This window comes from Streptomyces sp. NH27, from assembly GCF_056859195.1.
In genome coordinates this window covers 1-22,719 of record NZ_JACEGK010000045.1, presented here as the reverse complement: position 1 = coordinate 22,719, position 22,719 = coordinate 1, and the positions used below count along the sequence as shown (strand labels likewise).

The following is a 22,719-nucleotide window of genomic DNA, read 5'->3' as shown; positions in this document are numbered from 1 at the left end:
GAGAGTCATCAGCTCGCGACGCCGCCCACCATTTGCCGGTCGGTCTCAGTGAGCAGGAGGAGTGCGGCAGCGTGTCCGGTGGAGAGGTGGCGGGCCTCATCGTCGCCGTGTTCTGGGCGATCCTCGTGTCGTTCCTGGCCGTCGCGCTGGCCCGGCTCGCGCAGACGCTGCGGCGCACCACGGAGTTGGTGGCGGGCATCACCGAGCAGGCCGTGCCGCTGCTCGGCGAGGCGTCGGACGCGCTGCGCAGCGCGACCGAGCAACTCGACCGGGTCGACACCATCACCTCCGACGTCGCCGAGGTGACCGCGAACGCGTCGGCGCTGTCGTCCACCGTCGCCTCGACGTTCGGCGGCCCGCTGGTGAAGGTCGCCGCGTTCGGGTACGGAGTGCGGCGCGCGGTCGGCATGCAGTCCGGCGACGCCGGCAAGGCCCGGGCCCGTACCCTCACCGGCAGGGTGCTGCCCGCCGCGCGCCGGGACCGCCGCGACCGCCGTAATAAGGACTGAGGCCATGTTCCGCCGTCTGTTCTGGTTCCTGTCCGGCGCCGCCACCGGAGCGTGGGCCACCGTCAAGGTGGGCCGCGCGGTGCGCCGGCTCAACCCCGACAGCCTCGCCGTGACCGCCGCCGACCGCGCGCTGGAAACCGGCGCGCGGCTGCGGCTGTTCGCCCAGGACGTACGGGTCGGCATGGCCCAGCGGGAGACCGAACTGCACGACGCCCTGGGCCTGCGTACCCAGGTCGCACCCGAGGCACCCCAGCCTCTGCCCTCCCCCCGGGCCACCCTGCCCGGGACCACCGCGGGCAGCGGCGCCCCCGCGCTGCCCACCCGGGCCAGGCGCGGGGATCGCAAGCACAAGAACCGGAAGGACGAACACTGATGGAGTCGGCAGAAATCCGCCGCCGCTGGCTGCGCTTCTTCGAGGAGCGCGGGCACACCGTGGTGCCGTCGGCCTCCCTCATCGCGGACGACCCGACACTGCTGCTCGTCCCGGCCGGCATGGTCCCGTTCAAGCCGTACTTCCTCGGCGAGGTCAAGCCGCCCTTCGACCGCGCCACCAGCGTCCAGAAGTGCGTGCGCACCCCGGACATCGAAGAGGTCGGCAAGACCACCCGGCACGGCACGTTCTTCCAGATGTGCGGCAACTTCTCCTTCGGCGACTACTTCAAGGAAGGCGCCATCAAGTACGCCTGGGAGCTGCTGACCAGCTCTCAGGCCGACGGCGGCTACGGCCTGGAGCCGGAGAAGCTGTGGATCACCGTCTACGAGAAGGACGACGAGGCCGAGCGGATCTGGCGCGACGTCGTCGGCGTCCCCACCGAGCGCATCCAGCGCCTCGGCATGGGCCCCAACTTCTGGTCCATGGGCGTGCCCGGCCCCTGCGGCCCGTGCTCCGAGATCAACTACGACCGCGGCCCCGAGTTCGGCGAGGAGGGCGGCCCCGCGGTCAACGACGAGCGGTACGTGGAGATCTGGAACCTGGTCTTCATGCAGTACGAACGCGGTCCCGGCCAGGGCAAGGACGGCTTCGAGATCCTCGGCGACCTGCCGGCCCAGAACATCGACACCGGCCTCGGCCTCGAACGCCTCGCGATGATCCTGCAAGGCGTGCAGAACATGTACGAGACCGACACCCTGCGCGTCGTCATCGACACGGCCACCGCCCTCACCGGCGTGCACTACGGCCGCACCAAGGACGCCGACGTCTCGCTGCGGGTCGTCGCCGACCACATGCGCACCGCCGTCATGCTCATCGGCGACGGCGTCACGCCCGGCAACGAGGGCCGCGGCTACGTCCTGCGCCGGATCATGCGCCGCGCGATCCGCAACATGCGGATGCTGGGCGCCGACCGCCCGGTCGTCGCCGAGCTCGTGGACGTCGTCATCGGCACCATGGGCGAGCAGTATCCGGAGCTGATCACCGACCGCAAGCGGATCGAGTCCGTCGCGCTCGCCGAGGAGTCCCGGTTCCTCAAGACCCTCTCGGCCGGCACCAACATCCTCGACTCCGCGGTCACCGAGACCAAGGCCAAGGGTGGCCGGGTGCTCCCCGGTGAGCAGGCGTTCCTGCTCCACGACACCTGGGGCTTCCCGATCGACCTCACCCTGGAGATGGCTTCCGAGCAGGGCCTGAGCGTCGACGAGGACGGCTTCCGGCGGCTGATGAAGGAACAGCGCGACCGCGCGAAAGCGGACGCGCAGAAGAAGAAGACCGGCCACGCCGACCTGTCGGCCTACCGCGAGGTCGCCGACCGTTCCGGCGCCACCGAGTTCACCGGGTACCACCACGACCACGGCGAGGCCACCGTCGTCGGGCTGCTCGTCGACGGCGTGCCCTCGCCGGCCGCCATCGAGGGCGACGAGGTCGAGATCGTCCTGGACCGCACCCCCTTCTACGCGGAAGGCGGCGGCCAGCTCGCCGACACCGGCCGGATCCGGCTGGACAGCGGCGCCGTCGTGGAGATCCGCGACGTACAGCGCCCGGTGCCCGGCGTCAGCGTGCACAAGGGCGTCGTCCAGGTCGGCGAGGTCACCCTCGGCGCGGCCGCGCACGCCCAGATCGACCTGACCCGGCGCCGCGCCATCGCCCGCGCGCACAGCGCCACCCACCTCACCCACCAGGCGCTGCGCGACGCGCTGGGCCCCACGGCCGCGCAGGCCGGCTCGGAGAACTCGCCCGGCCGGTTCCGCTTCGACTTCGGCTCCCCGGCCGCGGTGCCCGGCACCGTGCTGACCGACGTCGAGCAGAAGATCAACGAGGTGCTGGCCCACGAACTCGACGTCACCGCCGAGGTGATGCCGATCGCGGAGGCCAAGCGGCAGGGCGCCATCGCGGAGTTCGGCGAGAAGTACGGCGAGCACGTCCGGGTGGTCACCATCGGCGACTTCTCCAAGGAGCTGTGCGGCGGCACCCACGTGCAGAACACCGCCCAACTCGGCCTGGTGAAGCTGCTCGGCGAGTCCTCGATCGGGTCCGGCGTGCGCCGGGTGGAGGCGCTGGTCGGCGTCGACGCGTACAACTTCCTGGCCCGCGAGCACACCGTGGTCGCCCAGCTCACCGAACTGGTGAAGGGCCGCCCGGAGGAGCTGCCGGACCGGATCTCCGGGATGCTCGCCAAGCTCAAGGACGCCGAGAAGGAGATCGAGCGGTTCCGCGCCGAGAAGGTGCTCCAGGCCGCGGCCGGGCTCGCCGAGGCCGCGGAGGACGTCAAGGGCGTCGCCCTGGTCACCGGCGCGGTGCCCGAGGGCACCGGTGCGGACGACCTGCGCAAGCTCGTGCTCGATGTGCGGCAGCGGATCGGCGGCGGCCGGCCCGCCGTCGTCGCGCTGTTCACCGTGGCCAACGGCCGCCCGCTGACCGTCATCGCGACCAACGAGGCGGGGCGCGACCGCGGCCTCAAGGCCGGCGAACTCGTCCGCACCGCGGCGAAGACGCTCGGCGGCGGTGGCGGCGGCAAGGACGACGTCGCCCAGGGCGGCGGCCAGAACCCCGCGGCCGTGCCCGACGCGATCGAGGCCGTGCGGCGGCTCGTCGGCGAGAAGGCGTGACATGACCGAGCGGCGGCGGGGCGCGGAGCGCGGCCGTGAGCGCCCGCGGGCCCGGCGCTCCGCCGCGAGCCGCGGTGGTGCGGGCGCACCCGGGCCGTCCCGCGCGGGCTCGGGCGACGACGAACACGGAGCCGTGGGCGGGACGGTCGGCGGTCCTGCCGCGGCCTCGGGCGGCCCCGGCGGTATCGGCGGCCCGGGCGGCGCCGGCGGTCCTGGCGGGATCAGGCGCGGCCGGCGGCTGGCCGTTGATGTCGGGGATGCCCGGATCGGGGTGGCCTCGTGCGACCCGGACGGCATCCTCGCCACCCCGGTGGAGACCGTGCCGGGCCGCGATGTGCCCGCCGCACAGCGCCGGTTGGCCGCCCTCGTCACCGAGTACGAACCGATCGAGGTCGTCGTCGGCCTGCCCCGGTCGCTGAACGGCACCGAGGGCCCGGCCGCCGCCAAGGTGCGCGGCTTCGCGCTCGCTGTGGCGAAAATCATCGCCCCGGTGCCGGTGCGGCTCGTGGATGAGCGGATGAGTACCGTCACCGCCACCCAAGGGCTGCGCGCGTCCGGAGTCAAGGCCAAAAAAGGACGCTCCGTAGTCGACCAGGCGGCCGCAGTCGTTATTCTGCAGAGCGCGTTGGAGACCGAACGGGTGTCGGGCGTCCCGCCGGGCGAGAACGTCGAAGTAGTCATCTGATCGCGATACGGTAACGTTCCGCGCGACACGGCGGTGCCTTCGGGCGCCGCCCGTTTCGCAAGGTCGGCGGACTCGATGCCGACCGCATACCGACGGGACCGAGGGCCGACGCCCGAGCAGCCGGAGCGGAAGACCGAGGAACGGGGTCTTCCGCGGAGGGTGCGAGCAGGAAGACCGACTGATGGATGCCGATGACTGACTATGGCCGGGGTGCCGGCTCCGAACCGTGGCACCCCGAGGACCCGCTCTTCGGTGATGCGTACGACCAGGGGTACCCGCAGCAGCATCCCCACCAGGCCCAGCAGCCGCAGGAGCAGCAGGGTGACTGGCAGGACCCGTACGCCACAGGTCAGCAGCAGCACCAGCAGTACCCGCAGCAGCCCCAACATGGCTACCCGCAGGAGCAGTACGGCCAGCAGCAGTACCCGCAGCAGGCGCAATACCCTCAGCAGGGCCACCCCCAGCAGGGTTACCCGCAGCAGACCGGGTACGACGGCTATGACGGCTACGACACCGGTTCGTACCAGAACGGCCAGGTCAACGGGTACACCCAGGACCCGTACGGCGGGCAGCAGCCGCAGGACCCGTACGGGCAGCAGCCCGGCTACTACGGCGAGCAGCAACTCCAGCAGCCGCAGCAGCAGGGTTACTCGCAGCAGCAGCCCCAGCAGCCCCAGTACCAGGGACAGCAGCAACAGGCCCAGCAGCCGCAGCAGCAGCCCGGAATGGGCGGCCCCGGCCAACCCGGCCCCGGCCAGCCGGGCATGGGGCAGCCCGGGCAACCGGGCCAGTCCGGAGCCCGTCCCGGTGCCGGCACGCAGGGCCACCCGCAAGAACCCGGCGCCGGCCCGCTGAGTCCCGCCCCGGCCAACACCGGCGAGTGGGACGCCGGCAACGAGGGCGACCCGAGCGACCACGCCTTCTTCGCCGGCCGCGACGACGACGATGACGACGACCACGCGCCCGAGCCGACCAGGACCGGCGGCCGCAGGTCCGGCAAGTCCCAGTCCCAGTCCGGCAAGAAGCGCCGCAGCGGCTGCGCCTGCGTGGTCGTGCTCGCCGTCCTCGTCGGCGGCGTCGGCGGGATCGGCTACGTCGGCTACAACATGTACGAGAGCCGCTTCGGCCCGCCGCCGGACTACTCGGGCGAGGGCAGCGGCGACGTCCAGGTGGACATCCCCGCGGGCTCGACCGCGACCACCATGGGCAACATCCTGAAGAAGGCCGGCGTCGTGAAGAGCGTCGGCGCCTTCACCGCCGCCACGGGCAAGAACCCCAAGGGCAACTACATCCAGGCCGGCGTCTACGACCTGCACAAGCAGATGTCCGGCGCCGCGGCGGTCACGATGATGCTCGACCCCAAGTCGCAGAACGCGCTGATCATCCCCGAGGGCATGCGCGACAAGCAGATCTACGCGGCCATCGACTCCCGGCTGGGCCTGAAGGCCGGCACCACCCAGAAGATCGCCCACGACCAGGCGAAGAAGCTCGGGCTGCCGTCCTGGGCGGACAGCGGCCCGAACATCCTGGACCCGCTGGAGGGTTTCCTCTTCCCCTCCCGCTACAGCGTCTCCAAGGGCGAGAAGCCCGAGGCGCTGCTCAAGCAGATGATCGGCGAGGCGAACAAGCAGTACGCCCAGTTCGACATGGCCGCGGAGGCGAGGAAGCAGGGGTTGAAGACCCCGCTCGAACTCGTCACGGTCGCCAGCCTCGTGCAGGCCGAGGGCAAGACCGACGACGACTTCAAGAAGATGGCCAAGGTCGTCTACAACCGGATGGAACCCAACAACTCCGAGACCATCGGGCTGCTCCAGTTCGACTCGACGTACAACTACGTCAAGAACTCCAGCAAGACGGACATCTCCACCAACGAGATCAACTCGCTGGTCAGCCCGTACAACACCTACAAGCACCAGGGCCTGCCGCCCGGGCCGATCGGCAACCCCGGCATCGATGCGCTCAAGGCCGCGATGGCCCCGGACAGCGGCAACTGGTGGTATTTCATCTCGCTGGACGGCAAGACCACGAAGTTCACCAAGACGAAGGCCGAGTTCGACAGGCTCTACCACCAGTACAACTCCCAGTAGCAGGGCGCTCTCCTTGGACACCACCGCACGACCGCACGGCGACGCGCACCGCGCCGCCGTGCTCGGCTCCCCGATCGCGCATTCGCTCTCGCCGGTGCTGCACCGCGCCGCGTACGCCGCACTCGGCCTCGACGGCCGGCAGTACGACCGCTTCGAGGTCGACGAGTTGGCGTTGCCCGGCTTCGTCGCGGACCTCGACCCGGCGCAGTGGGCCGGGCTGTCGCTGACGATGCCGCTCAAGCGCGCGATCATCCCGCTGCTGGACGAGATCACCGACACCGCGGCCTCGGTGGAGGCGGTCAACACCGTGGTCCTCGGCGCCGACGGGCGGCGGTACGGCGACAACACCGACATCCCGGGTATGGTCGCGGCCCTGGCCGAGCACGGCGTCACCTCGGTGCCGTCGGCGGCCGTACTCGGCGCGGGCGCCACCGCGTCCTCCGCGCTGGCCGCGCTCGCCCGGATCTGCACCGGCGAGGTCACCGCATATGTGCGCGGCCCGGCCCGCGCCAAGGCGATGGCCCGCTGGGGCGAGCGGCTGGGCGTGGCCGTGCGCACCGCCGACTGGACCGCCGCGGCCGACGCGCTCGCCGCGCCGCTGGTGATCGCCACGACTCCCGCGGGCGCCGCCGACCACCTCGCCGCAGCGGTCCCGGCCGCCCCCGGCACCCTCTTCGACGTGCTCTACGAGCCCTGGCCGACCCCGCTCGCGGCCGCCTGGACCGCGCGCGGCGGCCAGGTCGCCAGTGGCCTCGACCTCCTCGTCCACCAGGCCGTCCTCCAGGTCGAGCAGCACACCGGCCATGCGCCCGCCCCGCTGAAGGCGATGCGCGTCGCGGGGGAGGCGGCACTCGCCACCCGCTGAGACGGCCGTTCCGCTCTCCGGTCCGGCCTCCCGTCCGTTCTCGCGTCCGGCCTCCCGTCCGTTCCCCGGACACGGGTCCTGGCAGGTCGGGGAAACGTGGGAGGATCGGCCCACAGTGGCATGGCCGTTTTCCAGGGGAGCACCGTTGAGCAGATTGCGCTGGCTGACCGCGGGGGAGTCGCACGGACCCGCACTCGTCGCGACGCTGGAAGGACTGCCCGCCGGGGTGCCCGTCACCACCGCGATGGTGGCGGACGCGCTGGCCCGGCGCCGACTCGGCTACGGCCGCGGCGCCCGGATGAAGTTCGAGCAGGACCAGGTCACCCTCCTGGGCGGGGTACGGCACGGCCGCACCATGGGCAGCCCGGTGGCGATCATGATCGGCAACACCGAGTGGCCCAAGTGGGAACAGGTGATGGCCGCCGACCCGGTCGACCCGGAGATCCTGGCCGGACTCGCCCGCAACGCCCCGCTGACCCGTCCCCGCCCCGGTCACGCGGACCTGGCCGGGATGCAGAAGTACGACCTGGAAGAGGCCCGCCCGGTGCTGGAGCGGGCGAGCGCGCGGGAGACCGCGGCCCGGGTCGCACTCGGCGCCGTCGCCCGGTCCTACCTCAAGGAGACCGCGGGCATCGAGATCGTCTCCCACGTGGTCGAACTGGCCGCGGCGAAGGCCCCGTACGGCGTCGTGCCGGTGCCGGGCGACCAGGAGCGGCTCGACGCCGACCCGGTGCGCTGCCTGGACGCCGACGCGAGCAAGGCGATGGTCGCCGAGATCGACCAGGCCCACAAGGACGGCGACACCCTCGGCGGTGTCGTCGAGGTCCTGGTCTACGGCGCCCCGGTCGGTCTCGGCTCCCATGTGCACTGGGACCGGCGGCTCGACGCCCGCCTGGCCGGCGCCCTGATGGGCATCCAGGCCATCAAGGGCGTCGAGGTCGGCGACGGCTTCGACCTCGCCCGGGTGCCCGGGTCCGAGGCGCACGACGAGATCGTGCCCGGCCCCGACGGCATCCGCCGCGCCACCGGCCGCTCCGGCGGCACCGAGGGCGGCATGAGCACCGGCGAGGTGCTGCGGGTGCGCGCCGCGATGAAGCCGATCGCGACCGTGCCGCGCGCCCTGGCCACTGTGGACGTCACCACCGGCGAGGCCAGCCAGGCGCACCACCAGCGCTCCGACGTGTGCGCGGTGCCGGCCGCCGGGATCGTCGCCGAGGCGATGGTCGCGCTGGTGCTCGCCGACGCCGTCGCCGAGAAGTTCGGCGGGGACTCGGTCGCGCAGACCCGGCGCAACGTCCAGGACTTCCTCGACCACCTGGCGATCCGGTGACCGCCCCCGTCGTCGTGCTGGTCGGCCCGCCCGGCGCGGGCAAGACCACGGTCGGCCGGGCCGTCGCCGACCTGCTCGGCGTCGCCTACCGCGACACCGACGACGACATCGTGCGGACCACGGGCAAGCCGATCTCCGAGATCTTCATCGACGACGGCGAGCCGCATTTCCGCGACCTGGAGCGGGCCGCCGTCGCCGCGGCCCTCGACGGCCACGACGGGGTGCTCTCGCTCGGCGGCGGCGCCGTCATGGACGCCGGCACCCGCACACTGCTCGCCGGGCTGCCCGTCGTCTTCCTCGACGTCAGCCTGCACGACGCGGTGCGCCGGGTCGGCCTCGACGCCCCCCGCCCGCTGCTCGCGGTCAACCCGCGGCAGCGCTGGCGCGAACTGATGGAGCAGCGCCGCCCGTTGTACACCGAGGTGGCCCGCGCGGTGGTCGACACCGCCGACCGCAGCACGGACGAGGTGGCCGCGGCAGTACTCGACGCACTGGAACTGAAGGACGCATGAGCGACGCACACGAGGCCGCCGGGCAGCACGGTGGCAACGGCAACGGCAACGGCAACGGCAACGAGGCGTGGAGCGGGGCCGCACCGCCCACCCGTATCCAGGTCGCAGGCACCGCCGGCACCGAACCGTACGAGGTCCTCGTCGGCCACCAACTCCTCGGCGAGCTGGCCGGGTTGATCGGCCCCAAGGCGCTGCGGGTGGCGGTGCTGCACCCCGAGGCGCTGGCCGGCACCGGCGAGGCGATCCGGGAGGACCTGGCCGAGCAGGGGTACCAGGCCGTCGCGATCCAGATCCCGAACGCCGAGGAGGCGAAGACCGCCGAGGTCGCCGCCTACTGCTGGAAGGCGCTCGGCCGGACCGGCTTCACCCGCACCGACGTGGTGGTCGGTGTCGGCGGTGGCGCCACCACCGACCTGGCCGGGTTCGTCGCCGCGACCTGGCTGCGCGGGGTGCGCTGGATCGCGGTGCCCACCACGGTGCTCGGTATGGTCGACGCGGCCGTGGGCGGCAAGACCGGCATCAACACCGCCGAGGGCAAGAACCTCGTCGGCGCCTTCCACCCCCCGGCCGGCGTGCTGTGCGACCTGTCCGCCCTCGCCACGCTGCCGCGGAACGACTACGTCAGCGGCCTCGCCGAGGTGATCAAGGCCGGTTTCATCTCCGACCCGGCCATCCTCGACATCATCGAGTCCGACCCGCAGGGCGCGAGCGACCCTGCCGGCCCGCACACCGCGGAACTCGTCGAACGCGCCATCCGCGTCAAGGCCGAGGTGGTCTCCACCGACCTCAAGGAGTCCGGCCTGCGGGAGATCCTCAACTACGGTCACACCCTCGCGCACGCCATCGAGAAGAACGAGCGCTACAACTGGCGGCACGGCGCCGCCGTCTCCGTCGGCATGGTCTTCGCCGCCGAACTCGGCCGCCTCGCCGGCCGGTTGGACGACGCCACCGCCGACCGGCACCGCGCCGTACTCGGCTCCGTCGGACTGCCGCTCACCTACCGCGGCGACCAGTGGCCCCGCCTGCTCGAAACCATGAAGGTCGACAAGAAGTCCCGCGGCGACCTGCTGCGCTTCATCGTCCTGGACGGTCTCGCCAAGCCCACCGTCCTGGAGGGCCCCGACCCCGCGGTCCTGCTCGCCGCCTACGGTGAGGTGACCGAATGACCCGTCGCGTCCTTGTGCTCAACGGCCCCAACCTCGGCCGCCTCGGCTCCCGCGAGCCCGACGTCTACGGTGCGACCTCGTACGCCGGCCTTGTCGAGTCCTGCACGAAGCTCGGGGCGGAACTCGGTCTCGACGTCGAGGTCCGCGAGACCAACGACGAGGCCGAGATGATCCGTTGGCTGCACGAAGCGGCCGACGGGCGGCTGCCCGTCGTCCTCAACCCCGGCGCGTTCACGCACTACTCCTACGCGATGCGCGACGCCGCCGCGCAGCGCACCGCGCCCCTCGTCGAGGTGCACATCTCCAATCCGCACGCGCGTGAGGAGTTCCGCCACACGTCCGTGCTCACGGCGGTCGCCTCCGGGGCCATCGCCGGGTTCGGCATCGGCTCCTACCACCTGGCGCTCCGTGCGGTGGCGGAGGAACTCGCGACGTAGGCCCGCCTCGCGGGAGGCGTTCACCCCTCGGGGGCGCGGGGAACCACGCGGGCAACCGGCCACTGCGGGGAGCCGGGCGCGGACCGGCACCGTAGCGCCGGGTGGCTGAAAGAGGGTCGCCGCGGCCGGACCTGCGGGCTCTGGGCACTCCCGCTCACGGGGGCACCCAAGGCCATGGGAAGGGGCATCGCCCGACCGCGTGGGGCACCCCACCACCGGGGGCGGGATGCCCGAGCGCCCAGGGGCGGTTGGGCGGGAATGGAAGTGCACGGTACCGTTCAAGCCGTGGCGCGCCCTGGTCACACAGAGCGAACCGCACAGATCTCCGGTACGGGATGGAGTGGGCCGACATGCAGCATGCCGTGGGGGCACCTCAGCCGCCCGGCCCGGGCCAGGGTCCGGCGCCCGTGCCGAACCCGGGTCAGGCGGCAGCCGCCGGCACCAGCGGGCACTTCCCGATGCCCGCCCCCGTCCCGGTCCAGGTGCCGACCGCGCCCAGCGGTGGCTCGGTGCCGGGCGCCGCGCACGGCCCGATAGCCGTCCTGCTGATCGGTGCGGCCGGCGCGGGCAAGACCACGATCGCGCGGCACTGGGCGGACCACCGCGGCGTGCCCACCGCCCACATCAGCCTGGACGACGTACGCGAATGGGTCCGCTCGGGCTTCGCCGACCCGCAGGTCGGGTGGAACGAGAACTCCGAGGCGCAGTACCGCCTGGCCCGCCGCACCTGCGGCTTCGCCGCCCGTAACTTCCTTGCCAACGGCGTGTCCTGCATCATCGACGACGCGGTCTTCCCGGACCGCCCGACCGTCGGCCTCGGCGGCTGGAAGCGGCACGTCGGCCCGGGCCTGCTGCCCGTCGTCCTGCTGCCCGGCCTGGACATCGTGCTGACCCGCAACGCCGAACGCTCCGGCAACCGCCGGCTGTCCGACGAGGAAGTCGCCCGTATCCACGGCCGGATGGCCGGCTGGTACGGGTCGGGCCTGCCCATCATCGACAACTCCCACCTGGACGTGGAGGCCGCGTCGGCCGCCCTCGACCGCGTGGTGACCCGCAGTCTCCAGGGCCCGCCGATCTGGTAGCGCGTCACCCCGTACCACGGTTCCGCCCCACGCCCACGTTCCGCTCCGGCGTACGGATTTGCTACGACGTACGGTCCCGCTCGTCGGGCAGCGCCGCGGAGTTGGCGAGCGCGTCCCCCAGCGAGGTGCGCCGGTACAGCACGGATCGTCCCGAACGGGCCCGCGCGACCAGCCCCGCCCTGCGCAGCACCGCGAGATGGTCGCCCACCGCGCCGGGCGCGAAGGCGAGTTGGCGGGCGAGCTGGGTCGTGCTCGCGGGAGCGTCCAGCGCCGTCAGCAGCCGGGCCCGGGAGCGGCCGAGGAGGGCGGCGAGGGCGTCGGCGGCCGGGGGAGCGGACGTCTCGCGCAGCACGGCGGTGCCGCGCGCGGGGTAGACGAGCGCCTTGGGCCACGGGTCCTCGAAGTACGCGGCCAGACCCGGCCAGGTGAAGATGGACGGGATCAGCAGCAGCCCCTCGCCCCGCAGCAGCACCGTGCCGCCGTCGATCGGGGCCAACTCGATCCCGCCGTCGTGCCAGCGCACTCCGTCATGCAGCTCGCCGATCGCCGCCGCCCAGCCGCGCTCGCCGATCACCCCGACCCGGTGCACCACGTCCCGTTCGCACAGCGCCCGCAGCCTCGGCCAGTCCGGCGCCACCAGCTCGTGCCAGGCCCGGTCCAGCGCCGTCGCGATCCGCTCGACCACATCCGGCGCGTCCAGCACGGCCCGCACCCGCTGGTCGCGCACCGGCTGCCGGGCGGTCAGCCGCGCGATCTCCGCCCGCGCCTGCTCCGGGGCGGTGGCGCGGATCGCCGCCAGGTCGTCCGCCCAGTTCTGCGCGGGCCCGCGCGGCGGCACCGCGACGAAGTCCGCACCCGCCTTCGGTGTCTGCAGGGCCAGCACCGCGTCCAACTCGCTCTCCCGGCGCAGCCGTTCGAAGCCGGGCCGCAGCCGCGCCGCCCATGTCGCCGGCAGTCGCCCGTCACCCCGGTTCAGCGCCCGCAGCACCGTGTTCAGCTCGAACGCCGGCGACAGCGCGAAGCGGCTGCGCAGCAGGTCCTCGGTGGCGACTTCCAGCCGGAGCATGCCGCCGACCCTACGTCCTGCCCGCCGCCTGTCGTGCGCCAGGTCGTTACGTCCCCCGGCGAATCATTCGCGGCCCGCGGCCCGCCGCCGGGAAGCTGCCGGACATGGCCCCCACCAGTACCGCGCCCCGCACCCCGGCTCGTACGACCTACCGCGAGGTGCTCGCAGAACCCCGATTCCGGGTGATCTTCTCGACCCGCACGCTCGCGATCACCGCCGACTCGCTGCGGATCTCCACCTTCTCCGTACTGGTCTACGCGACCACCGCGTCCCCGCTGCTGAGCGGCATCGCTTTCGGCGCCGGGTTCCTGCCGCAGGCGTTCGGCGTCACGCTGCTCGGCTCGCTCGCCGACCGGCTGCCGCCGCGCCGCCTGATCACCGCCGGCTACCTGCTGGAGTGCGCCACCGCGCTGCTGCTGGCCCTCGCCGCGCTGCCGATCGCCGCGAGCCTGGTGCTGATCGCGCTGGTCGCGTTCCTCACCCCGATGTTCGGCGGCGCCGCCAACGCGCTGGTGGCCCGCGCGCTCACCGGCGACGCCTACGTGCTGGGCCGCTCCCTGAACAACATGGCCTCCTCCGCCGCGCAGCTCGCCGGGCTCGGCCTCAGCGGTACCGCGGTCTCCCTGCTCGGCGCCCGGCACGCGCTGCTGGTGGGCGCCGCGCTGTACGCCCTGGCCGCCTGCCGGATACGCCTCGCGCTTCCCCGGCTCCCCGCGCCGGGGCCGGCCGCGTCCCCCGGGTCTCCCGCATCCCCGGTGCGGGCCAGCCTCGCCGCCACCGCCGCGCTGCTACGGGCCCGCCGACCGCGCCGGCTGCTGCTCGCGCAGTGGCTGCCCGGTGCGTGCGTGGCCGGAGCGGAGGGGCAGATCGTCGCGTACGCCGGTTCCCGGCACTTCGCCTCCGGCGGTTACGCCGTGCTCATGGCGTGCCTGCCGGTCGGCATGCTCGCCGGGGACGTCCTCGTCGGCCGGCTGCTGCGGCCGGCCACCCGCGAACGCCTCGTCGTCCCCCTGATGGCCCTGATGGGGCTGCCCCTCCTCCTCTTCGCCGTCCGGCCCGGGCTCACCACCAGCGCCCTGCTGCTCTTCCTCGCCGGTGTCGGCTTCGCCAACGCGCTCGGCCTCCAGCGGCCCTTCCTCGACGCCCTCCCCGCCGACTCCCACGGGCACGCCTTCGGGCTCCTCGGCTCCGGCACGATGACCCTCCAAGGGGTCGCGCCCGCCCTCTTCGGCGCCCTCGCACTCCCCTTCGGCCCACCCCTCGCGATGTCCCTTGCGGGTGCCGCAACGGTCCTCACGGTGCCCCTTGCCCGCCGGCCCAGCCCGTCCCCGTGAGTACCCGGCCCGACGCTCGCCGGGCGGTGCCCCGCCGGACGGTGCCCCTTGCGGTTTGCGCTTCACCCGCGGCCGCGTCGTGCCTGTTCGCGCAGTTCCCCGCGCCCCTGGGACTGGGCATCTGCGGGTTCTCCGTCAGTGCACGGGGGCACCCCGGTGGGTTGACGGAGAAGAGCCGTGCAAATCCAGGGGCGCGGGGAACTGCGCGAGCAACCCACCACCGGGCGGCAGCCGGGCGCGAAGGCGAAACCGTCGCGGCGGGGAGCCGTAGCCCCCGGCCAGGAGCAGGAGCAGCCGGGAGGAAGCCCGTACCGCCGCGGCGGGGGCCCGGAGCACCGTCCACCGAGAGGCGGTCCCGGGAACCGGGGGAGGCGGTTGGACGAGGGGTCCCGTCACCCCCGGGGGACTCGTGGAGAGGCCAACCCGACAGGCCCGTCGTAGGCTCGCCGCATGGCGGAGGTGCATACGGTACGCAGAGCACGGCTGCGCGAGCGCTGCGCCGCGGCGGGCGCGGCCGCCGCGCTGGTCACACAGCCCGCGAACGTGCGATACCTGACCGGCTGCGCCCCGCCGGGCGCCGCCCTGCTGGTCGGCCCGGGGACCGACGACACGCTCGTCCACCTGCGCCCGCCCCCGGACGACGCCCCGCAGCCCACCGACGACCTGCGGAACGTCGTGCTGCCCTCGCCCGACGCGGACGCCGCGGTCGCCGCCGCGGACCTCGCCCGGCAGCAGCAGGCCGACGGCCTCGCCGTGGAGGAGCACCACCTCACCGTCACCCGCCATCGCGCCCTGCGCTCAGTGGCGCCGGGCGTGCGCCTCACCGATCTGGCGGGCGCCGTCGAACAACTCCGGCTGATCAAGGACGAGCACGAGATCGCCAGCCTGCGCATCGCCGCGGAGATCTCCGACCAGGCGCTGGGCGAACTGCTGGAGTCGATCCTGGTCGGCCGCACCGAACGGCACCTCGCGCTGGAGCTGGAGCGCCGCCTCGTCGACCACGGCGCCGACGGCCCGGCCTTCTCCACCTGCATCGGCACCGGCCCGCACTCCGGGGTGGCCCGCCACGTCCCGACCGACCGCCGGGTGGAGGAGGGCGACTTCCTCACCGTACGGCTCGGCGCCTGCTACCACGGCTACCGCTGCGAGGTGGGCCGCACTTTCGTGATCGGCAGCGCCCCCGCGTCCTGGCAGATCGAGCTGTACGACCTGGTCTTCGCCGCCCAGCGGGCCGGCCGGGAGGCCCTCGCACCGGGCGTGGCCTGCCGTGACGTCGACCGCGCCACCCGTGAGCCGCTGCGCGCCGCGGGCCACGCCGAGGGCCTGGCGGCATGGACCGGACACGGTGTCGGCCTCGAAATCGACGAGGACCCTCAGTTGTCACCCGCGGCCGTGGGTAAACTGGACGCTTGCGTGCCGGTCACCGTCGAACCGGGAGTCCACCTTCCGGGCCGTGGCGGTGTCCGCATCGACGACACACTCGTCGTGCGCCCCGTGGCGGACGGCGGACCCGAGCTACTCACCATCACGACCAAGGAACTCCTCGCGCTGTGACCACCCCCGTGGTCGGGCCGGGCACGTCCTCGGTCCCGAAGCAGCACTTTCAGGAGATTCCGCAACCGTGGCCACCACGAACGACCTCAAGAACGGCCTCGTGCTCAAGCTCGACGGCGGCCAGCTCTGGACCGTAGTCGAGTTCCAGCACGTCAAGCCCGGCAAGGGCCCCGCCTTCGTGCGCACCAAGCTGAAGCACGTGCTCTCCGGGAAGGTCGTCGACAAGACCTTCAACGCCGGGCTCAAGGTCGAGACCGCCAACGTCGACAAGCGCGGCATGCAGTTCTCCTACAAGGACGGCGGCGACTTCGTCTTCATGGACTCGGAGACGTACGACCAGATCACCGTGAGCCCCGAGGTGGTCGGCGACGCCGCGCACTACCTGCTGGAGGGCTTCGACGCGGTCGTCGCGATGTACGAGGGCGCGCCCCTCTACATCGAACTGCCCGCCGCTGTCGAGCTGGTCATCGAGTACACCGAGCCCGGTGTGCAGGGCGACCGCTCCACCGGTGGATCGAAGCCCGCGCGCCTGGAGACCGGCTACGAGATCGGCGTCCCGCTGTTCATCACCACCGGTGAGAAGGTCAAGGTCGACACCCGCACCGGCGACTACCTCGGCCGGGTGAACAGCTAACCGTGGCTGCCCGCAACAAGGCCCGCAAGCGCGCCTTCCAGATCCTCTTCGAGGCCGAGCAGCGGGGCGCGATCCCCACGGTCGTGATGGCGGACTGGATCCGGCTCGCCCGGACCGACGAACGGCAGCCGCCGGTCACCACGTACACGATGCAGCTCGTCGAGGGCTACACCGCGCACGCCCAGCGGATCGACGAGCTCCTCGCGCAGTATGCCGTCGGCTGGACGCTCGACCGGATGCCGACCGTGGACCGCAACGTTCTGCGGCTCGGCGCCTACGAGTTGATCTGGGAGGACGACGTGCCCGACGCGGTCGTCCTCGACGAGGCGGTCCAACTCGCCAAGGAGTTCTCCACCGACGAGTCGCCTTCGTTCATCAACGGTCTGCTGGGTCGCCTGATGGAGCTCAAGCCCACGCTCGAGCGGTAACGGGGCCCGCCGGGGTGGTGTGTTCTGTCGGCCGCGGGACCACCTGCCGGTGGAGGGCTTGTCGCGCAGTTCCCCGCGCCCCTGCTGAGTAAGTGCGGCAACTCTCCAAGGGGCGCGGGGAACCACGGAAGCCGTCACCCCGGAGGGCCAAGGCCCCGTAGGGTCACCGCATGGACGATGGGGACAACGACATACTCGCCCGGTTGGCCGCGCTCCGCACGGAGGACCTGCCGGTGCACGGCGGCCGGACGATGGCGTACGTGTACGACTCGGGGCTGGCCGGGGTCGAGGAGTTGGCCGAGCACGCGCACGCGGCCTACGCGGGTGTGAACGGCCTGGACATGACCGTCTTCCCCAGCGTGGTGACGCTGGAGAGCGAGGTGGTGGCGCGGGCCGCCGCGCTGCTGGGCGGCGGCCCGGACCGCGGCACGGTGGGCACCTTCACCAGCGGCGGCACCGAGAGCTGCCTGCTGGCGGTGCTCACGGCACGCGAACACGCCCGCCGCACCCGGGGGGTGACCGCTCCGGAGATCGTGCTGCCGACGACCGCGCACGCGGCCTTCCACAAGGCGGCGCACCTGTTCGGCCTGAGCGTGGTGACCGTGGGGGTGGACCCCGGCTCGTACCGGGTACGGGCCGAGGAGGTGGCGGCGGCGCTGACCGAGCGGACGGCGCTGGTGGTGGTGTCCGCGCCGTCGTACCCGCACGGAGTGGTCGATCCGGTGCCGGAGGTGGCCGCGGCGGCGGCCGCGCGGGGCGTGCTGTGCCATGTGGACGCCTGCATCGGCGGCTGGTACCTGGGCCACCGGCGGCTGGCCGCGGACCTGCCCGCGCCGCCGCCGTTCGACCTCGCGGTGCCGGGCGTGACCTCGCTCTCCGTCGACCTGCACAAGTACGCGTACACCCCGAAGGGCGCGTCGGTGCTGCTCTTCCGCGACGCGGAGCTGCGGCGGCACGGGTGGTTCGTGCACGCGTCCTGGCCCGGCTATCCGGTGGTCAACGCGACCCTCCAGGGCACCAAGTCCGCCGGGCCGCTCGCCGCCGCGTGGGCGGTGCTGCGGCACGTCGGCACCGACGGGTACGTGGACCTCGCCCGCCGGGTGCACGCCGCGACCCGCCAACTCGCCGACGGGGTGCGGCAGATCGAGGGCCTGCGGGTGCTGGGCGAACCGGCCGCGTCGCTGGTGGCGGTCGCCTCCACCGACCCGGCGGTGGACCCGTTCGTGGTCGGCGACGAGATGCGGCTGCGCGGCTGGTACCTCCAGCCGCAGCCCGCGTTCGCGAACTCCCCGGCGAACCTGCACCTGACCGTGACGGCCGCTGTCGCCGACCCGGAGCGTATCGGCGAGCTGCTCGCCGAACTCGGCGCGGCGGTCGGGCGGGCCCGCGAACTCGGGCCGCCCGAGGTCGATCCGGCGCTGATCGAGCTGGCCGGCGCGCTCGACCCGGAGACACTCAGCCCGGAGGAGGCCGGCCGCGCGCTGCCCGCCGCCGGTGTCGGCTCCGACGGTGTGCGGCCCGCCCGGATGGCCCCGGTCCTCGCGGTGCTCCAGGCACTCCCGCCGGCCCTGACCGAACGCCTCCTGCCGGAGGTGGTCTCCCGTCTCTACGCGGGCTGAACGGGCTCGGCGGGCTGCGGGGGCCGAACGCGGTGCGCGGCCTGCCGTAGCCGGTCCAGCGCGGCGTACGACTCGGTGCCCGGTGCGACGTTGTAGGCGATCAGCCGCTGCCCGGCCGCGGCGCGGGTCCGGCGAGCAGGTGTCCACCCGCCGGACCCGCACCGCGTAGGTCCCGCACTGCGGGAAAACCGGGTGCCGCCGGGGGAGAGCTTCGCTAGGGTCGGGCAGGTCGCACGGCAACAGCCTTGCTGGGCCGGGCTGTTGACGTCACCGTAAGACGACACGAGAGGGGAGCACGCGATGCGCTACCGCACCGTCGCCGCTGTTCCCCCGACCGGGCACCAGGTGCTCCTCGTGTCCATGTCCGCCCGGTGCCCGCTGCGCGCCCGGCACCGGAAGTCCGCGACGACAGCCTGACGTTCGTACCACCTGAGCCTGAACCCCCGCCGCTCACAAGCCGGTTGCGGTGCGGCTCGGCCATGTCGGCTGCTTCTGCCGCGACATCGCGCTGACCTGACCAGGATCAGTCCCGAAAGGCCCGACGGCCATGCGCAGCAACCCGGCCCCACGCACCGCCAACCCGCTCGCCACCGTACGCAACTTGGGCATCCTCGCCCACGTCGACGCGGGCAAGACCACCGTCACCGAGCGGTTCCTCTACCTCACCGGCGCCACCCACAAGCGCGGCGAGGTGCACGACGGCACGACCGTCACCGATTTCGACCCGCAGGAGCGCGACCGCGGCATCACCATCTTCGCCGCCGCGGCCAGTTGCGACTGGGCCGGCCACCGGATCAACCTGATCGACACCCCCGGGCACGTGGACTTCGCCGACGAGGTCGAGCGCTCGCTGCGGGTGCTGGACGGCGCGATCGCGGTGTTCGACGCGGTCGCCGGCGTGGAGCCGCAGAGCGAGTCGGTGTGGCGGCAGGCCGACCGGCACGGCGTGCCCCGGATCGCGTTCGTCAACAAGCTCGACCGGGCCGGCGCCGACCTCGACTCCGCGGTGGAGTCGATCCGGCGGCGGCTGCACACGGTGCCGCTGGTGGTCCAGCTCCCGATCGGGCGCGAGGACGGCTTCACCGGCGTGGTGGACCTGCTCGCGATGCGCGCGCTGACCTGGACCGACGGCGGCGACATGGTCGACGGCGAGGTGCCCGGCGCGCTGCTGGACGAGGCCCGGCGGCGGCGCCGGCTGCTGGAAGAGACGGTCGCCGAACTGCACCCGGCCGCGCTGGAGGAGTTCTGCGCGCACTCCGCGGTGCGCGACGCGACGCTCGCGGCGGCGCTGCGCGACCTCACCCGCAGCGGCGAGGCCGTCGTGGTGCTGTGCGGCTCGGCGTACCGCAACCGCGGGGTCGAGCCGCTGCTCGACGCGGCCGTGGCGTACCTGCCGTCGCCGCTGGACGTGCCGCCGGTGCGCGGCACCGCCACCGGGCGGGGGCTCACGACCGGCCAGGACCGTACGCAGGAGCGTGCGGCCGACCCGGAAGCGCCGTTCGCCGGGCTGGTGTTCAAGGTGAACTCGACCGCCACCGGGCGGCTGACGTTCGTCCGGGTGTACTCGGGCACGTTGCGGAAGGGGGACACGGTGCTGGACGCGGGCGCCGGGCGCACCGAGCGGGTCGGGCGCATCCTGCGGATGCGGGCCGACCGGCACACCGAGCTGGACCGGGCGGTGGCCGGCGACATCGTGGCCGTCGTCGGGGTGAAGGCCGCGCGCGCCGGGGCGACCTTGTGCGCGGCCTCGGACCCGCTGGTGCTCGAACCGCCCTCCGCGGCGGAGCCGGTGGTCTCCGTGGCCGTCGAGGCGCGCCGCAACACCGACACCGACCGGCTGGTCACCGCGCTGGCCCGGCTGGTGGAGGAGGACCCGTCGCTGGCGGTGCGGACCGACCCGGAGACCGGGCAGACCGTGCTGTCGGGAATGGGGGAGCTGCACCTGGAGGTGGCGGTCGAGAAGGTTCGCCGCGCCCAGGGGCTGGAGATCGCCGTCGGCAGGCCGCAGGTCGCCTACCGCGAGACGGTGGCCCGCGGCGTGACGGGCCTGGTGTACCGGCACGTCAAACAGGACGGCGGCGCCGGGCAGTTCGCCCATGTCGTCATCGACGTCGAGCCGCTGCGGGCCGGCGCGGAAGCCACGGAAGGAGGTGCGGACGGTACGGCGCAGGTGTTCGCGTTCGGCTCGACGGTGGTCGGCGGGCGGGTGCCGCGGGAGTACGTGCGCGCGGTCGAGGACGGCTGCCGCGACGCGCTCGCCGAGGGCCCGATCGGCGGGCACCCGGTGACGGGCGTGCGGGTCACGCTCACCGACGGGGCGACCCACTCCAAGGACTCCTCGGAGATGGCGTTCCGCACGGCGGGCCGGTTCGCGCTCCGCGAGGCGCTGCGGGCGTCCACGATGGTGCTGCTGGAGCCGGTGGTCGAGATCACGGCCACCGTCCCGGACGGCGCCGTCGGCGGCGTGCTCGGCGACCTCGCGGCCCGGCGCGGCCGTGTCACCGGCTCCACCGCCCGCGCGGGCACCACCGTGGTCACCGCCACGGTGCCCCTGGTCGAGCTGTTCGGCTACGCCACCCGCCTGCGCAGCCGCACCCAGGGCCGCGGCACCTTCACCACCCGCCCCGTCGGCTACGCGCCCGCGCCCACGGCTGCCGCGGAGCAGGCGCGGTAGGCGCGACACCGGTTTGCGAGCGCCGGTGCGGGTGCGGCCGCACCCGCCGGGTGGCGCCGTTCCCACGGGGCCGGCGCCAGCCGGCGGTTCGCCCCGGTCGTACGCGGTCCTGGTCCGCTGCCTCCCTGGCCGGCCTCGCGCACGCCCGGCCGGGGGCCGGCCGAGGGTTCCCGGGAACGCCCTCGCCCGGGGCGGCGGCCCGTGGAAGGGCGCCGCCCCGGGCGAGGGGACGTTTCTGCAAACGGCGATGCGGCGAGGGCGGTCAGCCCTCTTCGTGCTGCACCGCGCGGCGGGCGTCCGCGTCGAGGACGCCCCACGAGATCAGCTGCTCGGTCAGGACCGAGGGGGACTGGTCGTAGATGACCGCGAGAGTGCGCAGGTCATCCTGGCGGATGGACAGCACCTTCCCGTTGTAGTCGCCGCGCTGGCTCTGGATGGTGGCCGCGTAGCGCTGCAGCGGACCGGCCTTCTCCGGCGGGACCTGGGACAGTCGCTCCAGGTCGAGCACCAGCTTCGGCGGCGGCTCTGCGGCACCGCCGGGCGTGGTGCCCGGCAGCAGCTCCTGCACCGGCACGCCGTAGAAATCGGCGAGCTCGGCGAGGCGCTGGACGGTCACGGCGCGGTCGCCGCGCTCGTAGGACCCCACGACCACTGCCTTCCAGCGGCCCTGGGACTTCTCCTCGACGCCGTGCAGGGACAGACCCTGCTGCGTGCGGATGGCCCGGAGTTTTGCTCCGAGCTGCTTGGCGTAATCGCTGGACATATGGCTCCCCGGACGGAAACTCGGTGACTCACTGTGAGGTTACGCAGCGTAATCCGGGCTCGTCAAGCGGAAAGCCGCCGACCGGTGCCTGACCTGGGCCGTCCCGGTCTCCTGATACGGTGGGAGACGTACCCCCAGACGTCCTTTAAGACCCGTCCCGTGAGGCGGGGAAGGAGGTCCCCGACCCATGGTCGACGACCGCATCACCAGCGCGAGCACGACGCTCGGCGCGAACGCCCGGGCCGAAGGCACCGGCACCGCCCGTCCCGTGCTCGAAGGCCCCGACATCGCCCGGGTCCTGACCCGCATCGCCCACGAGATCGTCGAACGCGCCAAGGGCGCCGACGACGTGGTGCTCCTCGGCATCCCCACCCGCGGCGTCTTCCTCGCCCGCCGGCTCGCCGACAAGCTCGCCGAGATCACCGGCCGCGCCGCCGCCGTCGGCTCGCTCGACATCACGATGTACCGCGACGACCTGCGGCTGCACCCGCCACGCGCGCTCGCCCACACCGAGATCCCCGGCGACGGCGTCGACGGCCGTCTCGTCGTCCTCGTCGACGACGTGCTCTTCTCCGGCCGCACCATCCGCGCCGCCCTCGACGCGCTAGGCGACATCGGCCGCCCCCGCGCGGTCCAGCTCGCGGTCCTGGTCGACCGCGGCCACCGCGAGCTGCCGATCCGCGCGGACTACGTCGGCAAGAACCTCCCCACCTCGTTGCGCGAGACCGTCAAGGTGCTGCTCGCGGAGGAGGACGGCCGCGACAGCGTGCTGCTCGGCCAGAAGGACCCCGGCCCGCGCGCGGGCCACTCCGCGGACGGTTAGCGCGCCCGCACCAGGACCCTGCACGGGGTCCCTGACGCCCGCGCGCCCGGCCGGGCCCGAACCGCCCCGCCGACCCGAGCGCAGCGCGCCCTGTGACGCGCCACGCGCT

The 22,719-nt window shown here is 73.3% G+C and carries 20 protein-coding genes; 18 read left to right on the top strand and 2 right to left on the bottom strand.

What is annotated here, in order from left to right:
• Window positions 1-71 precede the first annotated feature (71 nt).
• The 11 genes from AC13HU_RS06345 to AC13HU_RS06295 all read left to right on the top strand — a co-directional run bounded on the left by AC13HU_RS06345 (window position 72) and on the right by AC13HU_RS06295 (window position 11,715).
• On the top strand, window positions 72-509 hold the full coding sequence (locus AC13HU_RS06345) for a DUF948 domain-containing protein (protein WP_483040752.1): 438 nt from the start codon (window positions 72-74) through the stop codon (window positions 507-509).
• Window positions 510-513: 4 nt separating this feature from the next.
• Entirely contained in the window at window positions 514-882 is a 369-nt protein-coding gene (locus AC13HU_RS06340) for a DUF6167 family protein (RefSeq protein ID WP_483040750.1), read from the top strand.
• A complete protein-coding gene (alaS, locus tag AC13HU_RS06335) occupies window positions 882-3,551 on the top strand; it encodes an alanine--tRNA ligase (protein WP_483040749.1) in 2,670 nt (889 codons plus the stop codon). The genes AC13HU_RS06340 and alaS overlap by 1 nt, the downstream gene beginning before the upstream one ends.
• Before the next feature lie 220 nt (window positions 3,552-3,771).
• Window positions 3,772-4,236, top strand: a complete 465-nt coding sequence (gene ruvX / locus AC13HU_RS06330) for a Holliday junction resolvase RuvX (RefSeq protein ID WP_483040751.1) — start codon at window positions 3,772-3,774, stop codon at window positions 4,234-4,236.
• A 191-nt stretch (window positions 4,237-4,427) separates the two neighbouring features.
• Window positions 4,428-6,323, top strand: a complete 1,896-nt coding sequence (mltG, locus tag AC13HU_RS06325) for an endolytic transglycosylase MltG (protein ID WP_483040748.1) — start codon at window positions 4,428-4,430, stop codon at window positions 6,321-6,323.
• Window positions 6,324-6,336: 13 nt separating this feature from the next.
• Window positions 6,337-7,188 carry a shikimate dehydrogenase gene (locus AC13HU_RS06320; RefSeq protein ID WP_483040747.1) on the top strand — a complete coding sequence of 284 codons (852 nt, stop codon included), beginning with the start codon at window positions 6,337-6,339 and terminating at the stop codon, window positions 7,186-7,188.
• A gap of 145 nt (window positions 7,189-7,333) precedes the next feature.
• Window positions 7,334-8,518: a chorismate synthase gene (aroC, locus tag AC13HU_RS06315; RefSeq protein ID WP_483040746.1), complete on the top strand. Its 1,185-nt coding sequence runs from the start codon at window positions 7,334-7,336 to the stop codon at window positions 8,516-8,518.
• Window positions 8,515-9,030, top strand: coding sequence for a shikimate kinase (locus AC13HU_RS06310; protein WP_483040745.1), 516 nt, complete (start codon window positions 8,515-8,517; stop codon window positions 9,028-9,030). Before aroC ends, AC13HU_RS06310 begins: the two co-directional genes overlap by 4 nt.
• Window positions 9,027-10,196: a 3-dehydroquinate synthase gene (gene aroB, locus AC13HU_RS06305; RefSeq protein ID WP_483040744.1), complete on the top strand. Its 1,170-nt coding sequence runs from the start codon at window positions 9,027-9,029 to the stop codon at window positions 10,194-10,196. Before AC13HU_RS06310 ends, aroB begins: the two co-directional genes overlap by 4 nt.
• Window positions 10,193-10,633: a type II 3-dehydroquinate dehydratase gene (gene aroQ / locus AC13HU_RS06300; protein ID WP_483040743.1), complete on the top strand. Its 441-nt coding sequence runs from the start codon at window positions 10,193-10,195 to the stop codon at window positions 10,631-10,633. Before aroB ends, aroQ begins: the two co-directional genes overlap by 4 nt.
• Before the next feature lie 350 nt (window positions 10,634-10,983).
• Window positions 10,984-11,715 carry an AAA family ATPase gene (locus AC13HU_RS06295; RefSeq protein ID WP_483040742.1) on the top strand — a complete coding sequence of 244 codons (732 nt, stop codon included), beginning with the start codon at window positions 10,984-10,986 and terminating at the stop codon, window positions 11,713-11,715.
• A 61-nt stretch (window positions 11,716-11,776) separates the two neighbouring features.
• Here AC13HU_RS06295 and AC13HU_RS06290 read toward each other — a convergent pair whose 3' ends face one another.
• The gene (locus AC13HU_RS06290) at window positions 11,777-12,781 is read right to left on the bottom strand and encodes a DUF5937 family protein (protein WP_483040741.1); all 1,005 of its coding nucleotides are present in this window, start codon (window positions 12,779-12,781) and stop codon (window positions 11,777-11,779) included.
• Window positions 12,782-12,885: 104 nt separating this feature from the next.
• On the opposite strand from AC13HU_RS06290, the gene AC13HU_RS06285 reads away from it, so the two are divergent.
• The 6 genes from AC13HU_RS06285 (at window position 12,886) to fusA (ending at window position 21,024) form a co-directional block, all read left to right on the top strand.
• Window positions 12,886-14,115 (top strand): MFS transporter, encoded by a 1,230-nt coding sequence (locus AC13HU_RS06285; RefSeq protein WP_483040740.1) that lies wholly within the window; start codon window positions 12,886-12,888, stop codon window positions 14,113-14,115.
• Window positions 14,116-14,565: 450 nt separating this feature from the next.
• On the top strand, window positions 14,566-15,669 hold the full coding sequence (locus AC13HU_RS06280; RefSeq protein ID WP_483040739.1) for an aminopeptidase P family protein: 1,104 nt from the start codon (window positions 14,566-14,568) through the stop codon (window positions 15,667-15,669).
• Between the two features lie 67 nt (window positions 15,670-15,736).
• Window positions 15,737-16,303: an elongation factor P gene (gene efp / locus AC13HU_RS06275; RefSeq protein WP_483040738.1), complete on the top strand. Its 567-nt coding sequence runs from the start codon at window positions 15,737-15,739 to the stop codon at window positions 16,301-16,303.
• A gap of 2 nt (window positions 16,304-16,305) precedes the next feature.
• On the top strand, window positions 16,306-16,731 hold the full coding sequence (nusB, locus tag AC13HU_RS06270; RefSeq protein ID WP_483040737.1) for a transcription antitermination factor NusB: 426 nt from the start codon (window positions 16,306-16,308) through the stop codon (window positions 16,729-16,731).
• Between the two features lie 170 nt (window positions 16,732-16,901).
• Entirely contained in the window at window positions 16,902-18,350 is a 1,449-nt protein-coding gene (locus AC13HU_RS06265; RefSeq protein WP_483040736.1) for a pyridoxal phosphate-dependent decarboxylase family protein, read from the top strand.
• A gap of 547 nt (window positions 18,351-18,897) precedes the next feature.
• On the top strand, window positions 18,898-21,024 hold the full coding sequence (gene fusA, locus AC13HU_RS06260; RefSeq protein WP_483040735.1) for an elongation factor G: 2,127 nt from the start codon (window positions 18,898-18,900) through the stop codon (window positions 21,022-21,024).
• 262 nt (window positions 21,025-21,286) lie between these two features.
• Here fusA and bldD read toward each other — a convergent pair whose 3' ends face one another.
• Entirely contained in the window at window positions 21,287-21,787 is a 501-nt protein-coding gene (gene bldD, locus AC13HU_RS06255; protein ID WP_202232487.1) for a transcriptional regulator BldD, read from the bottom strand.
• A gap of 187 nt (window positions 21,788-21,974) precedes the next feature.
• On the opposite strand from bldD, the gene pyrR reads away from it, so the two are divergent.
• Complete coding sequence (gene pyrR, locus AC13HU_RS06250) at window positions 21,975-22,610, top strand: bifunctional pyr operon transcriptional regulator/uracil phosphoribosyltransferase PyrR (protein WP_483040734.1); 636 nt, start codon at window positions 21,975-21,977, stop codon at window positions 22,608-22,610.
• The last annotated feature ends 109 nt before the right edge of the window (window positions 22,611-22,719 follow it).